The 18,878-nt window shown below is 65.1% G+C and carries 18 protein-coding genes; 10 read left to right on the top strand and 8 right to left on the bottom strand.

Translation table 11 applies throughout. The features are described 5' to 3' along the window. The 5 genes from HL671_RS13010 (at position 1) to HL671_RS12990 (ending at position 5,682) form a co-directional block, all read left to right on the top strand. Entirely contained in the window at positions 1-2,280 is a 2,280-nt protein-coding gene (locus HL671_RS13010; RefSeq protein WP_012043195.1) for a transglycosylase domain-containing protein, read from the top strand. Positions 2,281-2,294: 14 nt separating this feature from the next. Continuing rightward, positions 2,295-2,876: a DUF1214 domain-containing protein gene (locus HL671_RS13005; protein WP_012043194.1), complete on the top strand. Its 582-nt coding sequence runs from the start codon at positions 2,295-2,297 to the stop codon at positions 2,874-2,876. Beyond that, positions 2,873-3,457 (top strand): DUF1254 domain-containing protein, encoded by a 585-nt coding sequence (locus tag HL671_RS13000; protein WP_172236606.1) that lies wholly within the window; start codon positions 2,873-2,875, stop codon positions 3,455-3,457. The genes HL671_RS13005 and HL671_RS13000 overlap by 4 nt, the downstream gene beginning before the upstream one ends. Positions 3,458-3,578: 121 nt before the next feature. Then, positions 3,579-4,082, top strand: coding sequence for a CYTH domain-containing protein (locus HL671_RS12995; protein ID WP_012043192.1), 504 nt, complete (start codon positions 3,579-3,581; stop codon positions 4,080-4,082). 109 nt (positions 4,083-4,191) lie between these two features. Next, complete coding sequence (locus HL671_RS12990) at positions 4,192-5,682, top strand: acetyl-CoA hydrolase/transferase family protein (RefSeq protein WP_172236605.1); 1,491 nt, start codon at positions 4,192-4,194, stop codon at positions 5,680-5,682. Positions 5,683-5,795: 113 nt separating this feature from the next. Here HL671_RS12990 and HL671_RS12985 read toward each other — a convergent pair whose 3' ends face one another. Further along, positions 5,796-6,545 (bottom strand): hypothetical protein, encoded by a 750-nt coding sequence (locus HL671_RS12985; protein ID WP_012043190.1) that lies wholly within the window; start codon positions 6,543-6,545, stop codon positions 5,796-5,798. Positions 6,546-6,575: 30 nt separating this feature from the next. Continuing rightward, positions 6,576-6,764, bottom strand: a complete 189-nt coding sequence (locus tag HL671_RS12980) for a hypothetical protein (protein WP_172236604.1) — start codon at positions 6,762-6,764, stop codon at positions 6,576-6,578. 398 nt (positions 6,765-7,162) lie between these two features. Here HL671_RS12980 and HL671_RS12975 point away from each other — a divergent pair, with 398 nt between their 5' ends. After that, the gene (locus HL671_RS12975) at positions 7,163-8,125 is read left to right on the top strand and encodes a DUF2336 domain-containing protein (protein WP_172236603.1); all 963 of its coding nucleotides are present in this window, start codon (positions 7,163-7,165) and stop codon (positions 8,123-8,125) included. Between the two features lie 85 nt (positions 8,126-8,210). On the opposite strand, the gene HL671_RS12970 is transcribed toward HL671_RS12975, so the two are convergent. The 3 genes from HL671_RS12970 to HL671_RS12960 are packed head-to-tail and all read right to left on the bottom strand — an operon-like array spanning position 8,211 to position 11,072. Next, positions 8,211-8,561 carry a DUF1491 family protein gene (locus HL671_RS12970; protein ID WP_012043187.1) on the bottom strand — a complete coding sequence of 117 codons (351 nt, stop codon included), beginning with the start codon at positions 8,559-8,561 and terminating at the stop codon, positions 8,211-8,213. A gap of 59 nt (positions 8,562-8,620) precedes the next feature. Next, a complete protein-coding gene (locus HL671_RS12965; RefSeq protein ID WP_012043186.1) occupies positions 8,621-9,316 on the bottom strand; it encodes a peptidoglycan-binding domain-containing protein in 696 nt (231 codons plus the stop codon). After that, the gene (locus tag HL671_RS12960; RefSeq protein ID WP_012043185.1) at positions 9,309-11,072 is read right to left on the bottom strand and encodes a sensor histidine kinase; all 1,764 of its coding nucleotides are present in this window, start codon (positions 11,070-11,072) and stop codon (positions 9,309-9,311) included. The genes HL671_RS12965 and HL671_RS12960 overlap by 8 nt, the downstream gene beginning before the upstream one ends. A 455-nt stretch (positions 11,073-11,527) precedes the next feature. Here HL671_RS12960 and HL671_RS12955 point away from each other — a divergent pair, with 455 nt between their 5' ends. Beyond that, positions 11,528-11,989: a DUF5330 domain-containing protein gene (locus HL671_RS12955; protein ID WP_012043184.1), complete on the top strand. Its 462-nt coding sequence runs from the start codon at positions 11,528-11,530 to the stop codon at positions 11,987-11,989. 73 nt (positions 11,990-12,062) lie between these two features. Next, entirely contained in the window at positions 12,063-12,488 is a 426-nt protein-coding gene (locus HL671_RS12950; protein ID WP_012043183.1) for a SufE family protein, read from the top strand. A gap of 9 nt (positions 12,489-12,497) precedes the next feature. Here the strand turns inward: HL671_RS12950 and HL671_RS12945 are convergent, their stop codons facing one another. Together HL671_RS12945 and HL671_RS12940 are read right to left on the bottom strand one after the other, a co-directional pair. Then, complete coding sequence (locus HL671_RS12945) at positions 12,498-12,914, bottom strand: Ros/MucR family transcriptional regulator (protein ID WP_012043182.1); 417 nt, start codon at positions 12,912-12,914, stop codon at positions 12,498-12,500. Between the two features lie 200 nt (positions 12,915-13,114). After that, positions 13,115-14,080 (bottom strand): hypothetical protein, encoded by a 966-nt coding sequence (locus HL671_RS12940; RefSeq protein WP_172236602.1) that lies wholly within the window; start codon positions 14,078-14,080, stop codon positions 13,115-13,117. Between the two features lie 442 nt (positions 14,081-14,522). Here HL671_RS12940 and HL671_RS12935 point away from each other — a divergent pair, with 442 nt between their 5' ends. Then, positions 14,523-16,175: a glycosyltransferase family 39 protein gene (locus tag HL671_RS12935; RefSeq protein WP_172236601.1), complete on the top strand. Its 1,653-nt coding sequence runs from the start codon at positions 14,523-14,525 to the stop codon at positions 16,173-16,175. Between the two features lie 180 nt (positions 16,176-16,355). Here HL671_RS12935 and HL671_RS12930 read toward each other — a convergent pair whose 3' ends face one another. Then, complete coding sequence (locus HL671_RS12930) at positions 16,356-17,747, bottom strand: NAD-dependent succinate-semialdehyde dehydrogenase (RefSeq protein ID WP_041750634.1); 1,392 nt, start codon at positions 17,745-17,747, stop codon at positions 16,356-16,358. 292 nt (positions 17,748-18,039) lie between these two features. On the opposite strand from HL671_RS12930, the gene HL671_RS12925 reads away from it, so the two are divergent. After that, positions 18,040-18,819, top strand: a complete 780-nt coding sequence (locus HL671_RS12925; RefSeq protein ID WP_012043178.1) for a class II aldolase/adducin family protein — start codon at positions 18,040-18,042, stop codon at positions 18,817-18,819. Positions 18,820-18,878: the final 59 nt, after the last annotated feature.

Below are 18,878 nucleotides of genomic sequence, written 5' to 3'. Positions count from 1 at the left end.
GTGCGGCAGATCATTCCAGACGAATGGAAGAAGCGGATCAACAATTTCCGCCTGGATCTCGACGCCCGGTTCGATTCGGCGTTGTTCTCCTCGCTGCGCGGCACCCGCGAGCTGTATGAGCGCTATTCGGCGTTCATGGACCGCTTCTACGTCGGCGGCTGGAAGCGCTGGGTGTTCGTCGAGCCGCTGTCGGAGGCTGCCACGATCGGCCTCGGCGGCCTGGTCCTGATGCTGGCGCTCGCGATCCCCGCGTTCCGGGAAACGGCGGACGAGGACTGGCTGAAGAAGTCCGACCTCGCGGTCACCTTCCTCGATCGCTACGGCAACCCGATCGGCAGCCGCGGCATCAAGCACAACGACTCGATCCCGCTGGAGGACTTCCCGGATAATCTGATCAAGGCGACGCTCGCCACCGAGGACCGCCGCTTCTACGACCATTTCGGCATCGACTTCCCCGGCCTCGCGCGCGCGCTCGTCACCAACGCCCAGGCCGGCGGCGTCCGCCAGGGCGGCTCCTCGATCAGCCAGCAGCTCGCCAAGAACCTGTTCCTGTCCAACGAGCGCACCATCGAGCGCAAGGTCAACGAGGCGTTCCTGGCGATCTGGCTCGAGACCCGCCTGACCAAGAACGAAATCCTCAAGCTCTATCTCGATCGCGCCTATATGGGCGGCGGCACCTTCGGCGTCGACGGCGCGGCGCATTTCTACTTCAACAAGTCGGTGCGCGACATCAACCTGGCCGAGGCCGCGATGCTGGCCGGCCTGTTCAAGGCGCCGACCAAGTTCGCGCCGCACATCAACCTGCCCGCCGCCCGCGCCCGCGCCAATGTGGTGCTCGACAATCTCGTCGATGCCGGCTTCATGACCGAGGGCCAGGTGTTCGGCGCCCGCCGCAACCCGGCCTTTGCGGTCGACCGCCGCGACGAAAGCTCGCCCAACTACTTCCTCGACTATGCCTTCGACGAGATGCGCAAGCTGGTCGACACGTTTCCGAAATCCTACACCGAGCGCGTGTTCGTGGTGCGGACTTCGATCGACATGAACGTGCAGCATGCTGCCGACGAGGCGATCGAGAACCAGCTGCGCCAGTTCGGCCGCGACTACCATGCCACCCAGGCAGCCACCGTGGTCTCAGACCTCGACGGTGGCATCCGCGCCATGGTCGGCGGCCGCGACTACGGCGCCAGCCAGTTCAACCGCGCCACCGACGCCTATCGGCAGCCGGGCTCGTCGTTCAAGCCGTACGTGTACACGACGGCGCTGCTCAACGGCTACAAGCCGACCTCGACCATTGTCGACGGCCCGGTCTGCATCGGCAATTGGTGTCCGCAGAACTATGGCCATTCCTATTCAGGCACGGTGACGCTGACGCAGGCGATTACCCGCTCGATCAACGTCGTTCCGGTGAAGCTGTCGATCGCGCTCGGCGGCAAGGAGGGCCCGAAGGCGGGCCGCGCCAAGATCGTCGAGGTCGCCCGCCGCTTCGGCATCAAGGCGCCGCTGCCGGACACGCCGTCGATGCCGATCGGCTCCGACGAGGTGACGGTGCTGGAGCACGCTGTCGCCTATGCGACCTTCCCGAACAAGGGCAAGGCCGTCACGCCGCATTCGGTGCTGGAGGTCCGCACCGGCGCCGGTGACCTGGTCTGGCGCTGGGACCGCGACGGTCCGAAACCGAAGCAGGCGATCCCGGCCTCGGTGGCCGCCGACATGGCGGGCATGATGAGCCACGTGGTCAGCGAGGGGACCGCACGCCGCGCCGCACTCGACGGCATCCCGACCGCCGGCAAGACCGGCACCACCAACGCCTACCGTGATGCTTGGTTCGTGGGCTACACCGGAAACTTCACCTGCGCCGTCTGGTACGGCAATGACGACTACTCGCCGACCAACCGCATGACCGGCGGCTCGCTGCCGGCGCAGACTTGGCACGACATCATGGTCGCCGCGCATCAGGGCGTCGAGGTCAAGGAGCTGCCCGGCGTCGGCATGGGCGAGAAACTGCCGCAGCCGGCCTCCGCCGCGATGGCCCAGGCAGGCCAGCCGAAAACCCTCGAGATCAAGCCCGGTCCGCCGCCGGTGCTGACCCGCCGTGGCGCCGAGATCCTGGTCCAGGTCGAGAAAATGCTCGACGATGCCGCCCGCGTCGCCGAGAAGGCGGCACCGGTCGATCCGCGCAAGCCGGCCAAGCCCGTGTCGTCGAGCGCGCTCGCCTTCCCTGAGAACTACGCCGCGGCAACCGCCGATGGCGTGACCACGCCTGCCTTGCGCAAGAACTGACGACGGCGATTTCCGTGCGGCTGCTCTTCATCACCTTGATTGCACTCCTGATCGCGACCGGCGTCGGCATCGGCGCAACCTGGATGACCACCACGCGCGGCACCGAATTCGGCACCTTGACCATCGGAGCGTGGACGGCACGCCCGAAGACCGGCACGGCCGATGTCGATCCTTACGCACGCGCCACCATCACCCGCAACGGCGAGCTGCCGATCGGCACCGGCGATGGTGTCGCGTTCACCGCCACCACCGACGACAAGAAAAAGCCGCTCGATGGCCGCTGCGACATCCTCGTCAGCGGCGTGACGCCCCCCGCCCGCTTCTGGACGCTCACGCTGTACGATCGCAAGGGCCACCTCGTGCCCAACACGCTGCAGCGCTACGGCTTCACCAGCCAGGAGCTCGTGCGTGGCGCCGACGGCTCGTTCGAGATTCGCGTCGCATCGCGCTCACGCTCCGGCAACTGGTTGCCGACCGGCGGCATCGAGCGCTACGCGCTGATGCTGCGGCTGTACGACACGCCGGTGGGCGTCGCCACGCGCACGCAGCGCGACGCGCCGATGCCCGCGATTACGACAGTGGGCTGCCCATCATGATCCGGCTGCTGTTCACCGTGATCGTCGGCGTGCTGCTCGGCGGCGTGGTCCATCTCGTTAGCGTGCTGGCCCTGCCGCGGATCTCGACCCAGGATGCCTATTCGCGGCTGACGCCGATGACCAAGCTCAATGCCGTGACGCAGCTGCCGCTTGCCGATCCCAACAACTCGCCGATGCCGTTCATGGACCCGGCCTTCGCGATGGCGATCTGTCGCTACGATCTGTCGGAGGGGCCGCTCAAGCTGACCGTTCCGGTCAGCCAGGCCTATACGTCGGTGTCATTCTATACCCGCAACGAAATCGCCTATTACGCCATCAATGATCGCTCCGCCGGCAAGCGCGTGATCGAGCTCGATCTGATGACCGAAGCCGAGCACGAGGATCTTCCAGAGGACGAAGAGATCACCGCCGCCGACCGGCTGATCATCGATTCGCCGACGACCACCGGATTGATCGTGTTGAAGGCCCTCGCGGCCGAGCCCGGCCTGATGCCGCAGGCCCAGGCCTCCCTTGCAGCCGCCAGTTGCGGCCTGCAGGCCGAGGCTCCCGCCAAGGCGGAAAAGCCGCGCGGCAAGCGGTAAGGCGTTACGAGGACCTTCAATCAAATCCACAACGCTCTCTTCATCCTTGGTGGCATAGTCGTTGTCGCGCTTCGCTGCTATGACGGCACAGGACGGCGGCGCTTCGCCCAATATCAAGGTCATGCCCCTCGAAATCGAACGGAAGTTTCTCGTCAAGTCCGAGGCTTGGCGAGGTCAGGCGACGCATCGTCAGCGTCTTCGCGATGGTCTCGTCGCGCGTCAGGATGGGCTCAAGGTTCGCGTCCGGTGCTATGGCGATCGAACGACGCTCTGCGTGAAGAGCGGCCGGCGGGGGTTGTCGCGGGAAGAATTCGAGTACGAGATTCCCAGGGATCATGCCGAGGCGATCTTCGCGCATTGCGAGGGACGCATCATCGAGAAGACCCGTCATTATGTGCCGGGCGACAGCGGCCTCTGGGAGGTCGACGAGTATCACGGGCCACTGGACGGCATCATCATCGCAGAAATCGAGCTGCCGACCGAAACGGCTGCCGTGCAGATCCCGGATTGGGTCGGCGACGACGTCACCGGCGATCCACGCTACAGCAAGGCCAACATGCTGACGGAGCGGTTGCGTGCGACGGACGTTCGCGAGCTGCGACGCGCGCGTCTTGCAGGCCTGTGATGCGCGGATCCGCCGCTTGACCCGTGTCAAATCATCCCTGCGCCGCCCATCCTAAACAGCCCGGGTTTTGGCGGGCGTGAACAGGCCTGCGCACGGAGTGTCTGATACGATGAGTTCATCGCAGGTGATGTCGCAGGCGCTGCGCGCCAAGATCATGTCGGCGGACGACGCCGCCGCGTTGGTCAAGCCCGGCAGCCATGTCGGCATGAGCGGCTTCACCGGCTCCGGCTACCCGAAGGCCGTGCCGCTGGCGCTGGCGCGCCGCATCGAGGCGGCGCATGGGCGCGGCGAGCCGTTCCGCATCGGCGTCTGGACCGGCGCATCGACCGCGCCCGAACTCGACGGCGCGCTGGCCAAAGCCAATGGCATCGATCTGCGCCTGCCCTATCAGTCCGATCCCACCACGCGCCAGCGCATCAACGCCGGCAGCATGGAATATATCGATCTGCATCTCAGCCATGTCGCGCAATTCGTGTGGTTCGGATTCCTCGGCCATCTCGACATCGCCGTGATCGAATGCGCCGGCATCCTTCCCGACGGACGACTGATCCCGTCGACCTCGATCGGCAACAACAAGACCTGGCTCGACCAGGCCGACCGCGTCATCATCGAGGTCAATTCCTGGATGAACCCGGCGCTGCTCGGCATGCACGACGTCTATTACGGCACGCGGCTGCCGCCGCATCGCAAGCCGATCCCGATCATAGCTCCCGGCGACCGCATCGGCGAGACCACCTATCGCTGCAATCCGGACAAGATCATCGCGATCGTCGAGACCCATGCGCCGGACCGCAACACCACCTTCACTCCGCCTGACGAGGTCTCCGGTGCGATCGCCGGCCACATCCTGGAGTTCTTCGAACATGAGGTGAAGCAGGGCCGCCTGCCGCGCAAACTGCTGCCCCTGCAGTCGGGCGTGGGCAATGTCGCCAACGCCGTGATGGCGGGGCTCGATGAGGGGCCCTTCCCCCACCTGACGGCGTACACCGAGGTGCTGCAAGACGGCATGCTCAACCTGATCCGCTCGGGGCGGATGGATCTCGCTTCGGCAACCGCACTGTCGCTCAGCTCGGAGGCGGCGATCGAGTTCAACCGCGAAATCGAGTTCCTGCGCGACCGCATCGTGTTGCGGCCGCAGGAGATCTCCAACCATCCCGAGGTGATCCGCAGGCTCGGCGTCATCGCCATGAACGGGCTGATCGAGGCCGACATCTACGGCAATGTGAACTCGACCCATGTCCGCGGCAGCAGCATCATGAACGGCATCGGCGGGTCCGGCGACTTCGCCCGCAATGCCTATCTGTCGATCTTCATGACGCCGTCGACGGCCAAGAACGGCGCGATCTCCTGCATCGTGCCGATGGTGACCCATGTCGACCACACCGAGCACGACGTGCAGATCCTCGTGACCGAGCACGGACTGGCCGATCTGCGCGGCCTGTCGCCGAAGCAGCGCGCGCGCGCCATCATCGACAAGGCGGCGCATGCGAAATTCCGTCCGGCCTTGTCGGACTATTTCGAGCGGGCCTGCCGCGATTCGAGCGGCAAGCATACGCCGCATCTGCTCGACGAGGCGCTCCGCCTGCTCAGGCCCGAATGAGACTGGCCTCGGCTAGATCATGATGCGTTTCCACGGAAACGCATCATGGTCTTTCCTCCTTGTTTGAGCATGATCTTTTCGGAAAACCGGTTTCCACTTTTCCGGATCATGCTCTACCCCTTGGAGGTCAGCGGCCGCTGGATGAGCGGGCGCGCGGCCACCGGCGGATTGGCGGTCTGAGCGGCCAGTTCGCCGATCAGGCGATCCGCTTCGGCTGCGATCGAATCCGGCGCCTGCAGCACCAGCCGCTCCAACGCCCAGCGATAGGACGAGACGCGCTGCTCCAGGCAGATCTGTACCCATTGCACGATCAGCGAATTCTCCTGCATGCGCGCGACGGCATCGGCCTTTTCGCGCGGCGACAGCTCGGTCATATAGTGCATGCTGGCATCGCGCTTGCGGTCGAGATCGATCACGCGGATCGCGGATGCAAAGAACGGTTCGAAGCGAGTGATGTCGTCGCGTACGTCGTCGATCAGCTGCGCGTAGCGCGACGCATGCGAGCGATGCGGCTCGTCGATCAGCGCACGGCCATAGGCGGTGCGATCGAACGCCACCTTCTGGCGCCAGGGCGATGCTGACGGCTGGTAGTCGCCGAACACCGCCTTCCAGGCGGGACGCGAATGCGGCGGCTCGATCAGCGGATAAGCCAGATCGCGCAGTTGGCGCTCATTGTCAGTCAGCTGAAACTGCGATGGCTTGACGCCCACGCTGGCGGTGGCTTCCGCCCCGATCCATTTGTGCATGTCGTCGTTGCGCATATCGGCGCGCGTGCGGCCGAAATCACCGCCGCTGCAGGCGCCGAGCAATGCGCTGGAAAGACCAAGCGCGACGGCCGGCGCTGCCCGCCGGACCCGAACCATCATGTCCGGCATTCCCATTCCCCTGCGCAATCAGCGGCGACGACGGCGGCGGCTTGGTGCGGCGCCCTCGCGAGGACCGCGATCGTCACTGCTGCTTTCCCGCTCGATGCGAACAACGGGAAGAATCACAATCGTCCCCATGCCCTCCTGCGGCGCGCCGGTCACCGGGGATCGCGCGCGACGCGCTGCATCCGTCGGGAATTCAATGATGGTCGCCATGTCAGCTCTCTTTCGTGCCCGAAGTTCGAACCCCCAAACTTTCCCCCTTGCCCGAACTTCGCAGGCCAGAGGGCACGCACAACTGACGATTTCGATGCGACGCCCTGACGAGACAAGGCAGCGGCGACGCAGTGAGACAGGATCGAGCCGGCATCATGTCAACGCCATGGCTCGACGCTCGAACGGGTCGATTAAGATCAGGACGTGGTTAAGAGGGTGTTAATGCACGCTGCAGGAAACACGGATGGCGTGCAGCCGTAGCGGAGATCGCAAGTGGGCGTTGCGCCTTTGTCTCACCGGGAAAATTCGGCCCATCTTCACCGATTGTTTTCCTTAACGGCCCATTAAAACAACTCGGCTCTAATCGACACAACGATTGCCGAAGTTGCGTACCCGACATGACAAGATCATCGCTGTTCCCCGGCTTCGACGGGTTGCTGACGCTGTCGCGCCGCGAGGGCGTCGACATCAAGCCCACTCTGCTGCGTGTCCTGACCGACCTCTATGTCCAGGCGAGCACCCATTCGGCGGATGAGGAGCGGCAATTCGTCGAGTTGGTCTCGCGATTGGTCGATGACGTCGATGACGCGACCCGCGCGGCCGTCCGCGCCCGCCTCGCGATCTATCCGGGTACACCGATCGAGATCCTGACGAAGCTCGGACTGCGCCCGGCACAGAATGAAGCGATGCTGCCCTTGGCCGGGCCCATTCCGTCGGCGCTCCGCGCATCTCCGCTCAAAGCTCCCGCACGCGAGGACACCCCGTCCGCCGGATTGACGATGCAGCCGCGTGATGCGGCCGAGCTCAGCGAGATGTTCCTGCGCGCCGGCGTCAAGGAGCGCATCGCCATCCTGGAGAACCTCGCCACCGCGCCGCTGCGGCCTGCAGCGCCCACACCGCCGCATCGCGCGCTGAATGCAATCGAGGCTTTGGAGATGGCGGCCTTCAATGCGGACGTGGAGACGTTCACGTTGGAGCTCGGCGAAAGCCTGCTGCTTCCGGCACGCATCACGCAGGAGGTGATGAACGATGCGAGCGGCGAGCCGCTCGCCTGCGCGGCAAAGGCGCTGGGCATGCCGGGCGCGGCATTCGAACGCGTGCTGCTGTTCCTCAAGCCCGAGATCGGCCAGTCGGTCGAGGCCGTCTTCAGATTGTCGCGGCTCTACGAGCGCCTCAGCGAGCAGGCAGCCTTGATCATGCTGGCGGCCTGGCGTGGCTCGGCGATCGCGGCGATCCGGGCGAAGCATCGCCCCGCTCTCTATGATGACGAACGGCAGAATGTCCGCGCGAGCTCGCCGCGCACAGCGCAAAGTTCGCCGCGGCCGATCGTGCGCACCGTCAGCGAGGGCTTCAAGCGCTGACGCGCCGCTCTGCCGTCCTGGCTGAGCGGCTTCGGCATGGACGCTTGCGAATTGGCGCTCGCAACGGGAGGCTCGCGATGGCGGATTACGCCTGATCGCGGGCGAGGTCGAGAAAGTGGCGGCCCTGCTTGTCCTCGGTCTCCACGATCCAGGCGTCGGGATCGAAACGCACTTCCTTCACCAGACGCTCTTCGATCTGCGTCTCGGGCTGCGGCTGCGGAGCGATCGGGACAAAGAAGCGGTCGATGGGGCGACTGTCGTCATAGACGGTCTGCGGCGCCGGCATGTACAGCTGCGCGGTGCCATCCATCAAGGCAACCTTGATGAACACCGCACCGGCCTCTTCGGCGCCACGCCGGCGAATCGCGCTGAATGCGCCGGCCGACTGGCAGCGGCGCAAATAGGCGCTCACCCAGATGCTGCTCTTCAATCGCATGACAGGTTCACGGCCGGCGGAACGACGCGCTGCAAGCTGCAGCCCAGGGACGCCCTGCTCTATTCGATCGGATGGCCGATGACAATCGCTAGCTCGCGCACCAGCCGGTCCGACAGCTGGCCTGTCACCGGCAGCTTGCGCTCACGCTCGAATTTCTGGATCGCAGCCTGGGTCTCGGAGCCGATCATCCCGGTGGGCTTCAACTGACCATAGCCATATTCAGTGAGCGCGCGCTGGACTGCGGCGACGCGACGCGCGTTGCCGCCCGGCGTGGGCTGGGCGCGTGAGGCGCCCTGGCCGCCGCTGACCGACCGCACCAGGTCGGCCAGCGGATCGGCGTATTTCTGATCCGGCCGCGCATCGGCGGTCCGCTGCTCCGCCGGCCTCGGTTCCACGACCCGCGTGTCGGGAGGCCGGGTCTCGGTCACCTTGGGATCGAACGGAGAGAGATCGGCCTCCGTCGGTCGCGGCCGCGGCAACGGATTGGCATTGGCAAGCGCCGGAGGAATGGTGACGATCGAGCCGAACATCGGTGCGGGATGCGGACCCGATTGCAGGAAGACAGCGTTGACAATGATCGCGCTGCCGGCCGCACAGGCCAGCAGACCGGCGAACATGTCCTTGGGGCTGTAGAGGACGGCACGCATCAGCCAGCCGCGTTCGTCCACCGCCTCGACCGCGGCAGCAGCGGCACCGGCGCGCTTGCGGCGGCGCCGGACCGGCGCCTCATCCTCGTCTGCAGCTCGTCTAGGCACTCTTCTTCACCTGAATCACCTGCCCGGCCTGGGCAGATCGCGAAGGCGACAGCGCCGTGATCGTCGCGCCCGCCGCCTCCGCGGCAACACAATCGATGGGAAGCGCGATCGAAACCGTCGTTCCCTCGTCGAGCTTGCTTTCTATCGACATTTCGCCGCCATGCAAGTTCACGAGGCTCTTCACGATCGAGAGACCGAGGCCGGTTCCCTCGTGCCGCCGCTGATAGGTCTTGCCGGCCTGGAAAAATGGATCGCCGATGCGCTTCAGGTCGTCGGCCGCGATCCCGACACCTGTGTCGGTGATCCGCAGCAGCAGTTGCGGCCCCTCGATGGCGGCCGACACCATGACCCGGCCGCCACGCTCCGTGAACTTGATCGCGTTGGACACCAGATTGATCACGATCTGCTTGAACGCACGCGGATCACCCGTGATGGTCGGGAGATCGTGCGGCACGTCGGCTGACAGATCGACGCCGTTTTCCCGGGCGCGCAGCGCCAGCAGATTGCAACAATTGATCAGCGCTGCGCGCGGCGCGAACGGCTCGGGCGTCAGCTCGAAATTGCCCGACTCCATCTTCGACATGTCGAGAATACCGTTCACGACAGACAGAAGATGCTGACCGGAATCATTGATCAGCTGGGCATATTCGCGGCGGCGCGCGGCGTTGAGCACCAGCGCCTGCTCCTGCATCAACATCTCGGAGAAGCCGATGATGGCGTTCAGCGGCGTGCGCAGCTCGTGGCTCATGGTCGCGAGGAATCGCGTCTTGGCCGCATCGGCACGTTCGGCCGCGCTGCGCGCCAATTCAAGCGCCTGCTCCTGCAGCTTGCGATCGGTGACATCGCGCATGACGGCGACCACCTCCTGCTCCGCGCCGCTCGGGGTCCGGGCCGCGGCATCGAGCGGCCGACAGCGCATCTCGACCCAGATGAAATCGACCGCATGATGCGGGCCGCGCGTGTCGCCCCCGGCATCGCGGCGGAGCCGGAACTCGACGCTCGACGCTTCGCTGCCGCGCGCCGCTTCCGACAACGCCGTCAGATAAGCGGGGCGATCGGCGACATGAACCCGCTCGAACAGGCCATGGCCTTGCAACTGGGCAACGGAGGTCCCAAGCAGATTCTCGACTGCAGGCGAAATGAACATCACCGCGCCGTTGCGCCGGTGGCGGGAGATCACGTCGCTCATGTTGCGCGCGAGCAGACGGTAACGCTCCTCCTCCATCGACAACAACGTCACGCCGGTTCGCGCCAGCGTGTCGGCGGCAAAAGCGAGCACGGCGGCATAGAGCGTGGCAGACGCGACGCCGAAGGCGAGCAGACCCATTCGCACCGCCGGATTCATCTCCGGCCTCGGCAGCCAGCCGAGATGCCCGATGAGGATCAGCAGCAAGGCGCATGACAGCGCCAGCGCCGCCGAGAACACCACGACGCGACGCGACGCCGAGAACGCGGCCTCCAGGGGCACGACGATCAGCCAGACTGCGGCAAAGGATTCGATGCCGCCGGTCTCGATCGAGACGGACATGATCAAGGCGGAGAGCGCGAGCGACGACAGCGCGCAGGCGCTCTCATAGCGGCCCGTGCGTGACAGATACCAGGACAGCAGGATCGGCGCGATCAGCCAGGCCAGCGCGCCGACCTCGAGCGCACTTGGCGCGCCGCGCATCGCGAGATAGGCGGGAAAGACGGCGAACGCAGCCAGGCTGCCGAGCAGGCGCGGCGCGATGAAGGCGCGGTGGCGCGCGCGCGTCATCGCATCAGTTCGAGCCGATGGATGCAACAAAGCATCAAGACATTCGCGGATGATACTCAACACACTCACGGCTCTCGCGCCTCGGCCTGTCGGACACTGTCATAAAGAACGTGCCGGGACGCCCCCTGTCGTCACGCGTCAACCTGTCAGACTCGCATTAAGCGAACGCTAAGGGCCACGCTGCGGTGACTGCGCCATTCGGCCGGGATGGTGAACGCATGGTTTCCGCCTCTCAGTGCGACCGCCAAAGCGTCGCCATCCGCAGCTGGTTGGAAGGCGCGCGCTGCCGTCGCCAACGAAACGTTTACGTCGAAAAAAGTTCCCGGGCCGGCTTCGCGAAATCTCAACCAATTAAGCTCACAGCAAGCAGTCGCGACGTAAAACAAAGCATCCGCCGATCTCGGCCGCGCCTCTCAGAGACAGGCGAGATCAGGCAGGACGGTCGGGGTTGCGTGATGTTCTTTCTGCTTCGGATGGCATTCTGGCTCGGACTCGTGCTGGTGCTGCTGCCGCGCGAGAAGAGCCCCGACGCCGACAAGCTGCCGCAGATCAATGCGCACGAAGCCGTGCAGGCGGCGACCGCTGCGGTCTCCGACATGAGCCAGTTCTGCAAGCGTCAGCCGCAAGCCTGCGAGGTCGGCGGCCAGGCTGCGACCGTGATCGGTCATCGTGCCCAGGAAGGTGCGCGCAAGATCTATCAGATCATCACCGACAAGCCGGAGACGGCCGAGAAGCCGGCCACTGCGGACAAGTTGATCGGGCCGGTGAAGCCGGCCAATCTCGACAAGCGCGCCAACGATCATACCGGGTCGATCGACGGCCCCGCGGCTGAGGAGGCTCTGCCAGGAGACGCTGCCGCTGACACGCTGTCCAGCGACGACCTCGCAGCCGAATGGCGCCTGCCGCCGACGCCCTGACCCCACCGCAGCGCTGTCGCTTTCGTCCCGCCGAACGCCTATATGAGGGCGCATATCGGGACCTGAGAGCACCATGACGATCGACGAAATCCGCGACAATTTCGCCCTGCTTGACGACTGGGACGACCGCTACCGCTACGTCATCGAGCTCGGCCGCACCTTGGCGCCGATGCCCGAGGACGAGCACTCGGCTGCCAACAAAGTGCAGGGCTGCGCCAGCCAGGTGTGGCTGTCGCGCCATGTCGATCGCGGCGGCGCCGGGCCGATCCTGAACTATCTCGGTGACAGCGACGCCCATATCGTGCGGGGCCTGATCGCGATCCTGCTGACGCTGTATTCGGGACGCACCCCGCAGGAGATCCTCGCCATCGACGCGCCTGCTGTGTTCGACGAGCTCGGATTCCGCGAGCATCTGACGCCGCAGCGTTCCAATGGTCTGCGTTCCATGGTCGAGCGCATCCGCTCGGACGCGCGCGAAGCACTCGCCGCCGCCGGCTGATCGGTTCCGCTATTTCTCGCGCTCGGGGCGCTGCTGACCAAGCCCCATCTTCTTGGCCAGTTGCGAGCGCGTGACCGCGTAGTTCGGCGCCACCATCGGATAGTCCGGCGGCAGGTTCCATTTGTCGCGATATTGCTCGGGCGTCATGTTGTACTGGGTGCGCAAATGGCGGCGCAGTGATTTGAAGCGCTTGCCGTCCTCGAGGCAGACCAGATAGTCCGGATGGATCGACTTTTTCACCGGCACCGCGGGCCGCGCCGGCTCGGGCGCAGGCTCGCTGCGTCCCGCAGCGACGCGCGTCAGCGCGGCGTGGACCTGGCTGATGAGCGAGGGAATCTCGGCCGCAGGCGTCGGATTGTTGCTGAGATAGGCCGACACGATGTCGGCAGTCAGATCGATGAAGCTCTTGCCGGCTCCGTCCGTCATTGCCCCCTCGCCGTCTTCCACCCGGTGATTCTCGTAAGCAAGTATCGCTCTGGCCGAGCGCCCCTGTTGTCTTACGATTCTTCAAGCAATATGGGCAAATGACTGGCGAAATGACAATAAGGTGAGGACTTCTTCTTGAGAAGATCTGTCCACGGCGAAGTAATGTGTGCGGTATACCAGTGAGGTCGGCCGTCCGCGGCTCAGCCGCGGCCTTCGAGGTGCGTGCGCAATTCGTCGATCGAGGCAAAGCGCATCATGCCCTCCGGCATCTGCGCCTCGATCGAGCCGTCCGAATAGAGCGAATAGGCCATCCCATCGACAACACCGGACTTGATGATGCTGATCGCAGCCGGTGCCTCGGCCGGCGCGATCTCAGGCTCAGGGGCGGGCTCGGGCTCCGGCTCGACGAAAGCCGGCGCGGCGCGCGCGAAGCGACGCGGGAATGGCGGTCGAGGCGCCTCTGCCGCCCGCGGCCGCTCGGAGCGCTGCCAACCATCATCGAATCCCGGCGCAGGCTCCGGCGGCGCCGGAGCCTCAAGCGGCTCAGCGGGGGGCTCGGTCGGCGGAGGCTGCCGGAAATCGCTGGCGAACGGCTCGGAGCCGCGCTTGTCCGCCCGTTCACGATCCCGCCTTGACGATGAGGCGAACAGCAGATTGCGCTTGGGACGCTCGGACGCCTCCGTCTCCGGTCCGCCAAGGGTCCGTTCTGGCTCGGACGGCCGCAGCGGCGAAGCAAGCGGTGGCGGCGCGGACAGAGACGACAGGGGCCCGGCGGACATTGGCGAGGCAGGAATAGGCGCCGACGACAACGGCGCCGACAGGTCCGGCATGCGCGGACGCGCGCGCGGCGTCACGCCCTCCCGCCAGGCATCCTCGGCCGGCGGCATCGCGGGCGCGTCGAGGTCAGGTTTGTTCACCCCCGGCAATTGCAGCGGCCGGATCTCTGCATCCGCCGGACCGCGCGTGCGCAAGCGCTGCGAGATCACTTTCAACTCGGCGAGCACAGCCGCGAGTCCGAGCATCAGCAGGCCGCTGCAGACGCCGAGGGTTCCAGACAGGATCAGCGTGTTGCCGACGCTGAACTCTTTGACCGGAATACCCCAGGCAATCGCTCCAAGCCCAGCCAGTACGGCCAGAGCCCCAGCGGCCAACATCGCACTCATCATTCGAACCTATCCCCTAATGCGCCGGTACCGGACTGCGTCCCGACCGATATCACACTAGTTTCCTGCGGTTGCCCGCGTCCCTTGAATCCGGTTCTAGTCGAAATCCGCGACAATTTGCAGCGGAACTTCGGCCGCACTCCCGGCTCTCCACGTCGAAGCGGCCAAGCACGCCACGATCGTGCCACATTTCTCCGCCGCTAACCCACGGAACCGGCTCGGGTTCCTCCGTGTTTTCCCGGAGCCTGATGGTTCAGGACGCGTTCATGTGGCTATGCCAATATGGCACCAAGCAGCCGAAATTCGGGCTCCTGCTGCACTGCAATGGACGCATGACGCGACTTTTCCAACACCTTGGAAACGAGGACGCGCTATATCCAGGCGGGGAACACAGGCCTGAAGCGCGGGAGCGGGGTCGTTTGGGGACGCCGGGTCACACTCAGCCATGACATCGATAACCACTTCGGTCCTCGAGACGCCGACGCGGCGGACCCTCGAGCGGACTTGTGACGATTTCGCCATGTTCGTGCTCGCCGCGGTCGCGGTGGTGGCCGGACTGACGTTCCGCGATTACGGCCTGGGCTGGGACGATTACACCCATGCCGAGTATGCCGATCTGTTGCTGCGCATGTACGGCTCCGGATTCAGGGACACGGCGGCACTGTCGTTCGCCAATCTCTATATGTACGGCGGCGGGTTCGACATGGTTGCAGCCCTGCTGCACAAGATCCTGCCCCTGGAATTGTTCGAGACGCGCCGGCTGGTCGGCGCCATCGTCGGGTTGATCGGCCTCGCGGTGACGTGGCGGCTGGCACGCCGCATCGGCGGCGCCGTGGCCGGCGTGGCCGCGCTGCTGCTGCTGGCCCTCTGCCCGATCTTCTACGGCCACATGTTCATGAACCCGAAGGATGCGCCATTCGCGGTGGCCATGGTGGTGCTGCTGATGGGTCTGGTGCGCCTGGCCGAGGAGTATCCCTACCCCTCGCCGCGCACCGTCCTGATCATCGGGCTCGGCGCCGGATTTGCGATCGGCTCGCGCATCCTTGGCGGCATGGCGGTGGTTTACGCCGTCGTCGGCTTCATGCCCCTGTTCGTGGAAGAATACCGCACGCAGGGCGCCCGCGAGGCCATCCGCCGCTTCGCGCATCTGATCTATGTGCTGATCCCCGGCCTGATCCTGGGCTACCTGATCATGGGCCTGATCTGGCCGTGGTCGATCATCGAGCCGGCCAATCCGTTCCGGGCTCTGACCTATTTCTCGCACTTCTTCGAGAAGCCGTGGAAGGAGATGTTCGACGGGGCCCTGGTCTCGGTGCCGGACATGCCCTGGTCGTATCTGCCGACGCTGTTTGCGCTGCAGATGCCGGAGCTGATGATCGGGCTGTTCGTGGCCGGCGTGGTCACCTCGCTGATGTCCTTGTCGCGGCCCGACATGCCGGCGCGTCAGAAGAGCATCCTGCTGATGCTGACCTTGGCGGCAACGCTGCCGATCCTGATCGCGATCGTCAAACGCCCGGCGCTCTACAACGGCATCCGCCACTTCGTGTTCGTGATCCCACCGATGGCGCTGCTCGGCGGCATCGCCTTTTCCTGGCTGCTGTCCTGGCTCAACAAGGACGAGCGCCGCAGCTGGCAGCCGGTGGCGATCGCCGCCTTCTGCTTCGGCCTGCTGCTGCCGCTGGCGGAGATGATCCGCCTGCACCCCTACCAGTACACGCATTTCAACTTCATCGCCGGCACGGTGCGCGAGGCCGACGCCCGCTTCATGCTCGATTATTGGGGTCTGGCACTGAAGCAGGCCTCCGATGGCCTCAAGGAGCAGCTCGACGAGCGTCAGGAAGTGCCGCCGATCGGTCACAAATGGAAGGTCGCGGTCTGCGGTCCGCAGCGGCCGGCCCAGGTCGCGCTCGGCCCCGATTTCACGATCGGCTGGGACAGTCATGCCGCCGACTTCGCGATGACCCTCGGTGAGTTCTACTGCAAGGGACTGACCGCTCCGGTGATGGTCGAGATCAAGCGCGACGACGTGGTGTTCGCACGGGTCTACGACATCCGCGGCCGCAGCATTTCGAGCCTGCTGTCGATCCCGGCTCCCTAGCCGATCGGCCATATGGTCAGGGCGATCGTCCCGATGAGGAACGATCGCCCGATGAGCTTGGCATCTCTAGAGCATGATCCGGAAAAGTGGAAACCGGGTTTCCGAAAAGATCATGCTCAAACAAAGAGGAAAGATCATGATGCGTTTCCGTGCAAACGCATCATGATCCATTAGACGGGCTTAGAACCGCGCATCGATGTCCACGATGTCGATCAGCTTGTGATTGACGAACTCCTTCAGGCCGAGTCCGATCAGCTCACGACCATAGCCCGAGCGGCGGATGCCTCCGAACGGCAGATCAGCCTCGACCTTGGTCGGATGGTTCACGAACACCATGCCGGTCGAGACCCTTCTCGCGAGCTCGGCACCATGCGCCGGGTTGGCGGTGAAGACCGAGCCGCCGAGACCGAACGGTGAATCATTGGCGATACGAACCGCGTCATCTTCGTCCTTGGCGCGGAACAGCATCGACACCGGGCCGAAGAACTCCCAATGACGTGCCGGATTGTCGTCCGCGACCTCGGTCAGAATCGTCGGCTGCACGAAAGCACCGCGATTGGGCACCGGAGGGCCCACCTCCTCGGCCTTGGCGCCGAGCTGAACCGCTGCCCGGATCTTCTCCTTCACCTCGTCAGCCGCACCTTGCGACGACAGCGGCGCCAGCGTCGTCTTCGGATCGAACGGGTCGCCGGCGACAAGACCCGCAACGCCCTTGCGGTAGCGGGCGAGAAACTCGTCATAGATCGGATCGACCAGGATCATCCGCTTGGACGACACGCAGACCTGCCCGCCATTCCAGTGCCGGCCGAACACCGCCCATCTGGTGGTCTTGTCCAGATCAGCGTCCGCGAGCACGATGAAGGCATCGGCACCGCCGAGCTCCATCGTCGATTTCTTCAGCGCCTTGCCGGCTTGCGCAGCCACCACCGAGCCTGCCCCTTCGGAGCCGGTGAGCGCCACGCCGTGAACCCGGTCGTCGTTGAGAATGAGCTCGACCTGGGACCGCGTGGCATAGAGATTCTTGAACGCGCCGCGGGGCAGACCGGCCTCGGCCATCAGCTTCTCGAAGGCCGCCGCCGACTGCGGGACATTCGAGGCATGCTTGAGGAGCAGCGTGTTGCCGGCCGACAGCTGCGGCGCCAGGATGCGTGCGATCTGATAATATGGGAAATTCCACGGCTCGATGGCCAGCAGAACGCCAAGCGGCTCACAGACGAGAATGGCCTCGCCTTCGGCCGGATCCAGAACCGGCAGCTTTTCCGGCGCCAGCAGCGCCTCGGCGTGGCGGGTGTAATATTCGAGGATCTTTGCCGACAGTTCGACCTCGGCCTTGGCTTCGCTGAACAGCTTGCCCATCTCCAGCGTCAGCAGCCGCGCATAGGAGTCGCTGTCCCGGCGCAGGATGTCGGCGGCCGTCTGCAGAATCCGGCCGCGTTCGGCGAAGGACGTCTGCTGCCAGGCGAGAAACGCCTCATGCGCGGCGGCGATCGCCGCACGCACCTCGTCGTCGGTCGCATCCGGAAAGGAAGCGAGGGTTTCCCCCGTATATGGATTGATGGTCTGGTAGGTCATTGATCGTACTCCGTGGACCCCTCTCGCCCGCTGCACATGCACCTGCGGCAGGGTCCTGCGGAGCGCGCGGAGCCACGGCCTGGCATGTCGGTCGCCAAGCTATTGTGCACGCCGCCATGCGCATTGACGGTAATCAAGACGGGCCACCGGCGCCCTGCTCGCACCGGCCACCGCGGCGGCATGGGCGGCCGAAAGGCCGCAATCCATGCATGGCCGCCTCTGCGCCCGGCGTCTTGTCGGCCGCAAGCGGGCCGCCTAGGCTCCGGTCACGATATCGAGATTGGAGAATGCCATGTCGCCCGCGGAAGCTCGCCTGAAGGACGCGCCCTCGAACATGACCGAGGCCGAGTGGTCGCAGCGGGTCAATCTCGCCGCCGCCTATCGCCTGGTGGCGATGTTCGGCTGGGACGATCTCGTCGACACCCACATCTCCGCCCGCGTGCCCGGCCCCGAGCACCATTTCCTGATCAACCCCTATGGCCTGCTGTTCGAGGAGATCACCGCCTCCAGCCTGATCAAGGTCGACCTCTATGGCAATCAACTGTCGGAGAGTCAGTACAGCATCAACCCGGCGGGCTTTACCATCCATTCGGCCATCCACGAGGTGCGCGAGGATGCCGGCTGCGTCATTCATCTGCACACGCTGGACGGCGTCGCTGTGTCGAGCTGCGCCGACGGCCTGCTGCCGCTGAACCAGATCGCCCAATATGTCACCCATGATCTCGCGTATCATGACTATGAGGGCGTGGCCCTGGACCATGACGAGCGGCCGCGGCTGCAGCGCGACCTCGGCACCAAGAACCACATGTTGTTGCGCAATCACGGCACGCTGACCGTCGGACGCTCGGTCGCCTCCGCCTTCGAGCGCATGTATCATCTCGAGCGCGCCTGCTCGATCCAGGTGCGGACGCGCACGCTGGGCGCAACGGCCTATCCGGTCCGCGACGAGGTGGTCGACAAGAATGCGAAGCTGTTCGACAATCAGGATCGCGTCGAGCTGCGCTCGAACCAGCTGGTCTGGCCACCGCTGCTGCGCAGGCTCGATCGCGTCAATCCCGGTTACAGGAATTGATTTTCGCGCGCGCGGGCGATAGAAACAACCATCACCCTCTACGCTATTTGGAATGAAAC

This window comes from Bradyrhizobium denitrificans, assembly GCF_013179005.1.
Classification (GTDB): domain Bacteria; phylum Pseudomonadota; class Alphaproteobacteria; order Rhizobiales; family Xanthobacteraceae; genus Bradyrhizobium; species Bradyrhizobium denitrificans.
The sequence above is the reverse complement of the archived record's forward strand: the minus strand, read 5'-3'. Positions and strand labels throughout refer to the sequence as shown.

What these genes read in the sequence shown, in the direction of transcription:
- HL671_RS13000 (WP_172236606.1), top strand. Translation starts at nt 2,873, where the DNA reads ATGATCCGGCTGCTGTTCACCGTGATCGTCGGCGTGCTGCTCGGCGGC.
- HL671_RS12995 (WP_012043192.1), top strand. Translation starts at nt 3,579, where the DNA reads ATGCCCCTCGAAATCGAACGGAAGTTTCTCGTCAAGTCCGAGGCTTGG.
- HL671_RS12990 (WP_172236605.1), top strand. Translation starts at nt 4,192, where the DNA reads ATGAGTTCATCGCAGGTGATGTCGCAGGCGCTGCGCGCCAAGATCATG.
- HL671_RS12985 (WP_012043190.1), bottom strand. Translation starts at nt 6,545, where the DNA reads ATGGTTCGGGTCCGGCGGGCAGCGCCGGCCGTCGCGCTTGGTCTTTCC.
- HL671_RS12980 (WP_172236604.1), bottom strand. Translation starts at nt 6,764, where the DNA reads ATGGCGACCATCATTGAATTCCCGACGGATGCAGCGCGTCGCGCGCGA.
- HL671_RS12975 (WP_172236603.1), top strand. Translation starts at nt 7,163, where the DNA reads ATGACAAGATCATCGCTGTTCCCCGGCTTCGACGGGTTGCTGACGCTG.
- HL671_RS12970 (WP_012043187.1), bottom strand. Translation starts at nt 8,561, where the DNA reads ATGCGATTGAAGAGCAGCATCTGGGTGAGCGCCTATTTGCGCCGCTGC.
- HL671_RS12960 (WP_012043185.1), bottom strand. Translation starts at nt 11,072, where the DNA reads ATGACGCGCGCGCGCCACCGCGCCTTCATCGCGCCGCGCCTGCTCGGC.
- HL671_RS12955 (WP_012043184.1), top strand. Translation starts at nt 11,528, where the DNA reads ATGTTCTTTCTGCTTCGGATGGCATTCTGGCTCGGACTCGTGCTGGTG.
- HL671_RS12950 (WP_012043183.1), top strand. Translation starts at nt 12,063, where the DNA reads ATGACGATCGACGAAATCCGCGACAATTTCGCCCTGCTTGACGACTGG.
- HL671_RS12945 (WP_012043182.1), bottom strand. Translation starts at nt 12,914, where the DNA reads ATGACGGACGGAGCCGGCAAGAGCTTCATCGATCTGACTGCCGACATC.
- HL671_RS12940 (WP_172236602.1), bottom strand. Translation starts at nt 14,080, where the DNA reads ATGATGAGTGCGATGTTGGCCGCTGGGGCTCTGGCCGTACTGGCTGGG.
- HL671_RS12935 (WP_172236601.1), top strand. Translation starts at nt 14,523, where the DNA reads ATGACATCGATAACCACTTCGGTCCTCGAGACGCCGACGCGGCGGACC.
- HL671_RS12930 (WP_041750634.1), bottom strand. Translation starts at nt 17,747, where the DNA reads ATGACCTACCAGACCATCAATCCATATACGGGGGAAACCCTCGCTTCC.
- HL671_RS12925 (WP_012043178.1), top strand. Translation starts at nt 18,040, where the DNA reads ATGTCGCCCGCGGAAGCTCGCCTGAAGGACGCGCCCTCGAACATGACC.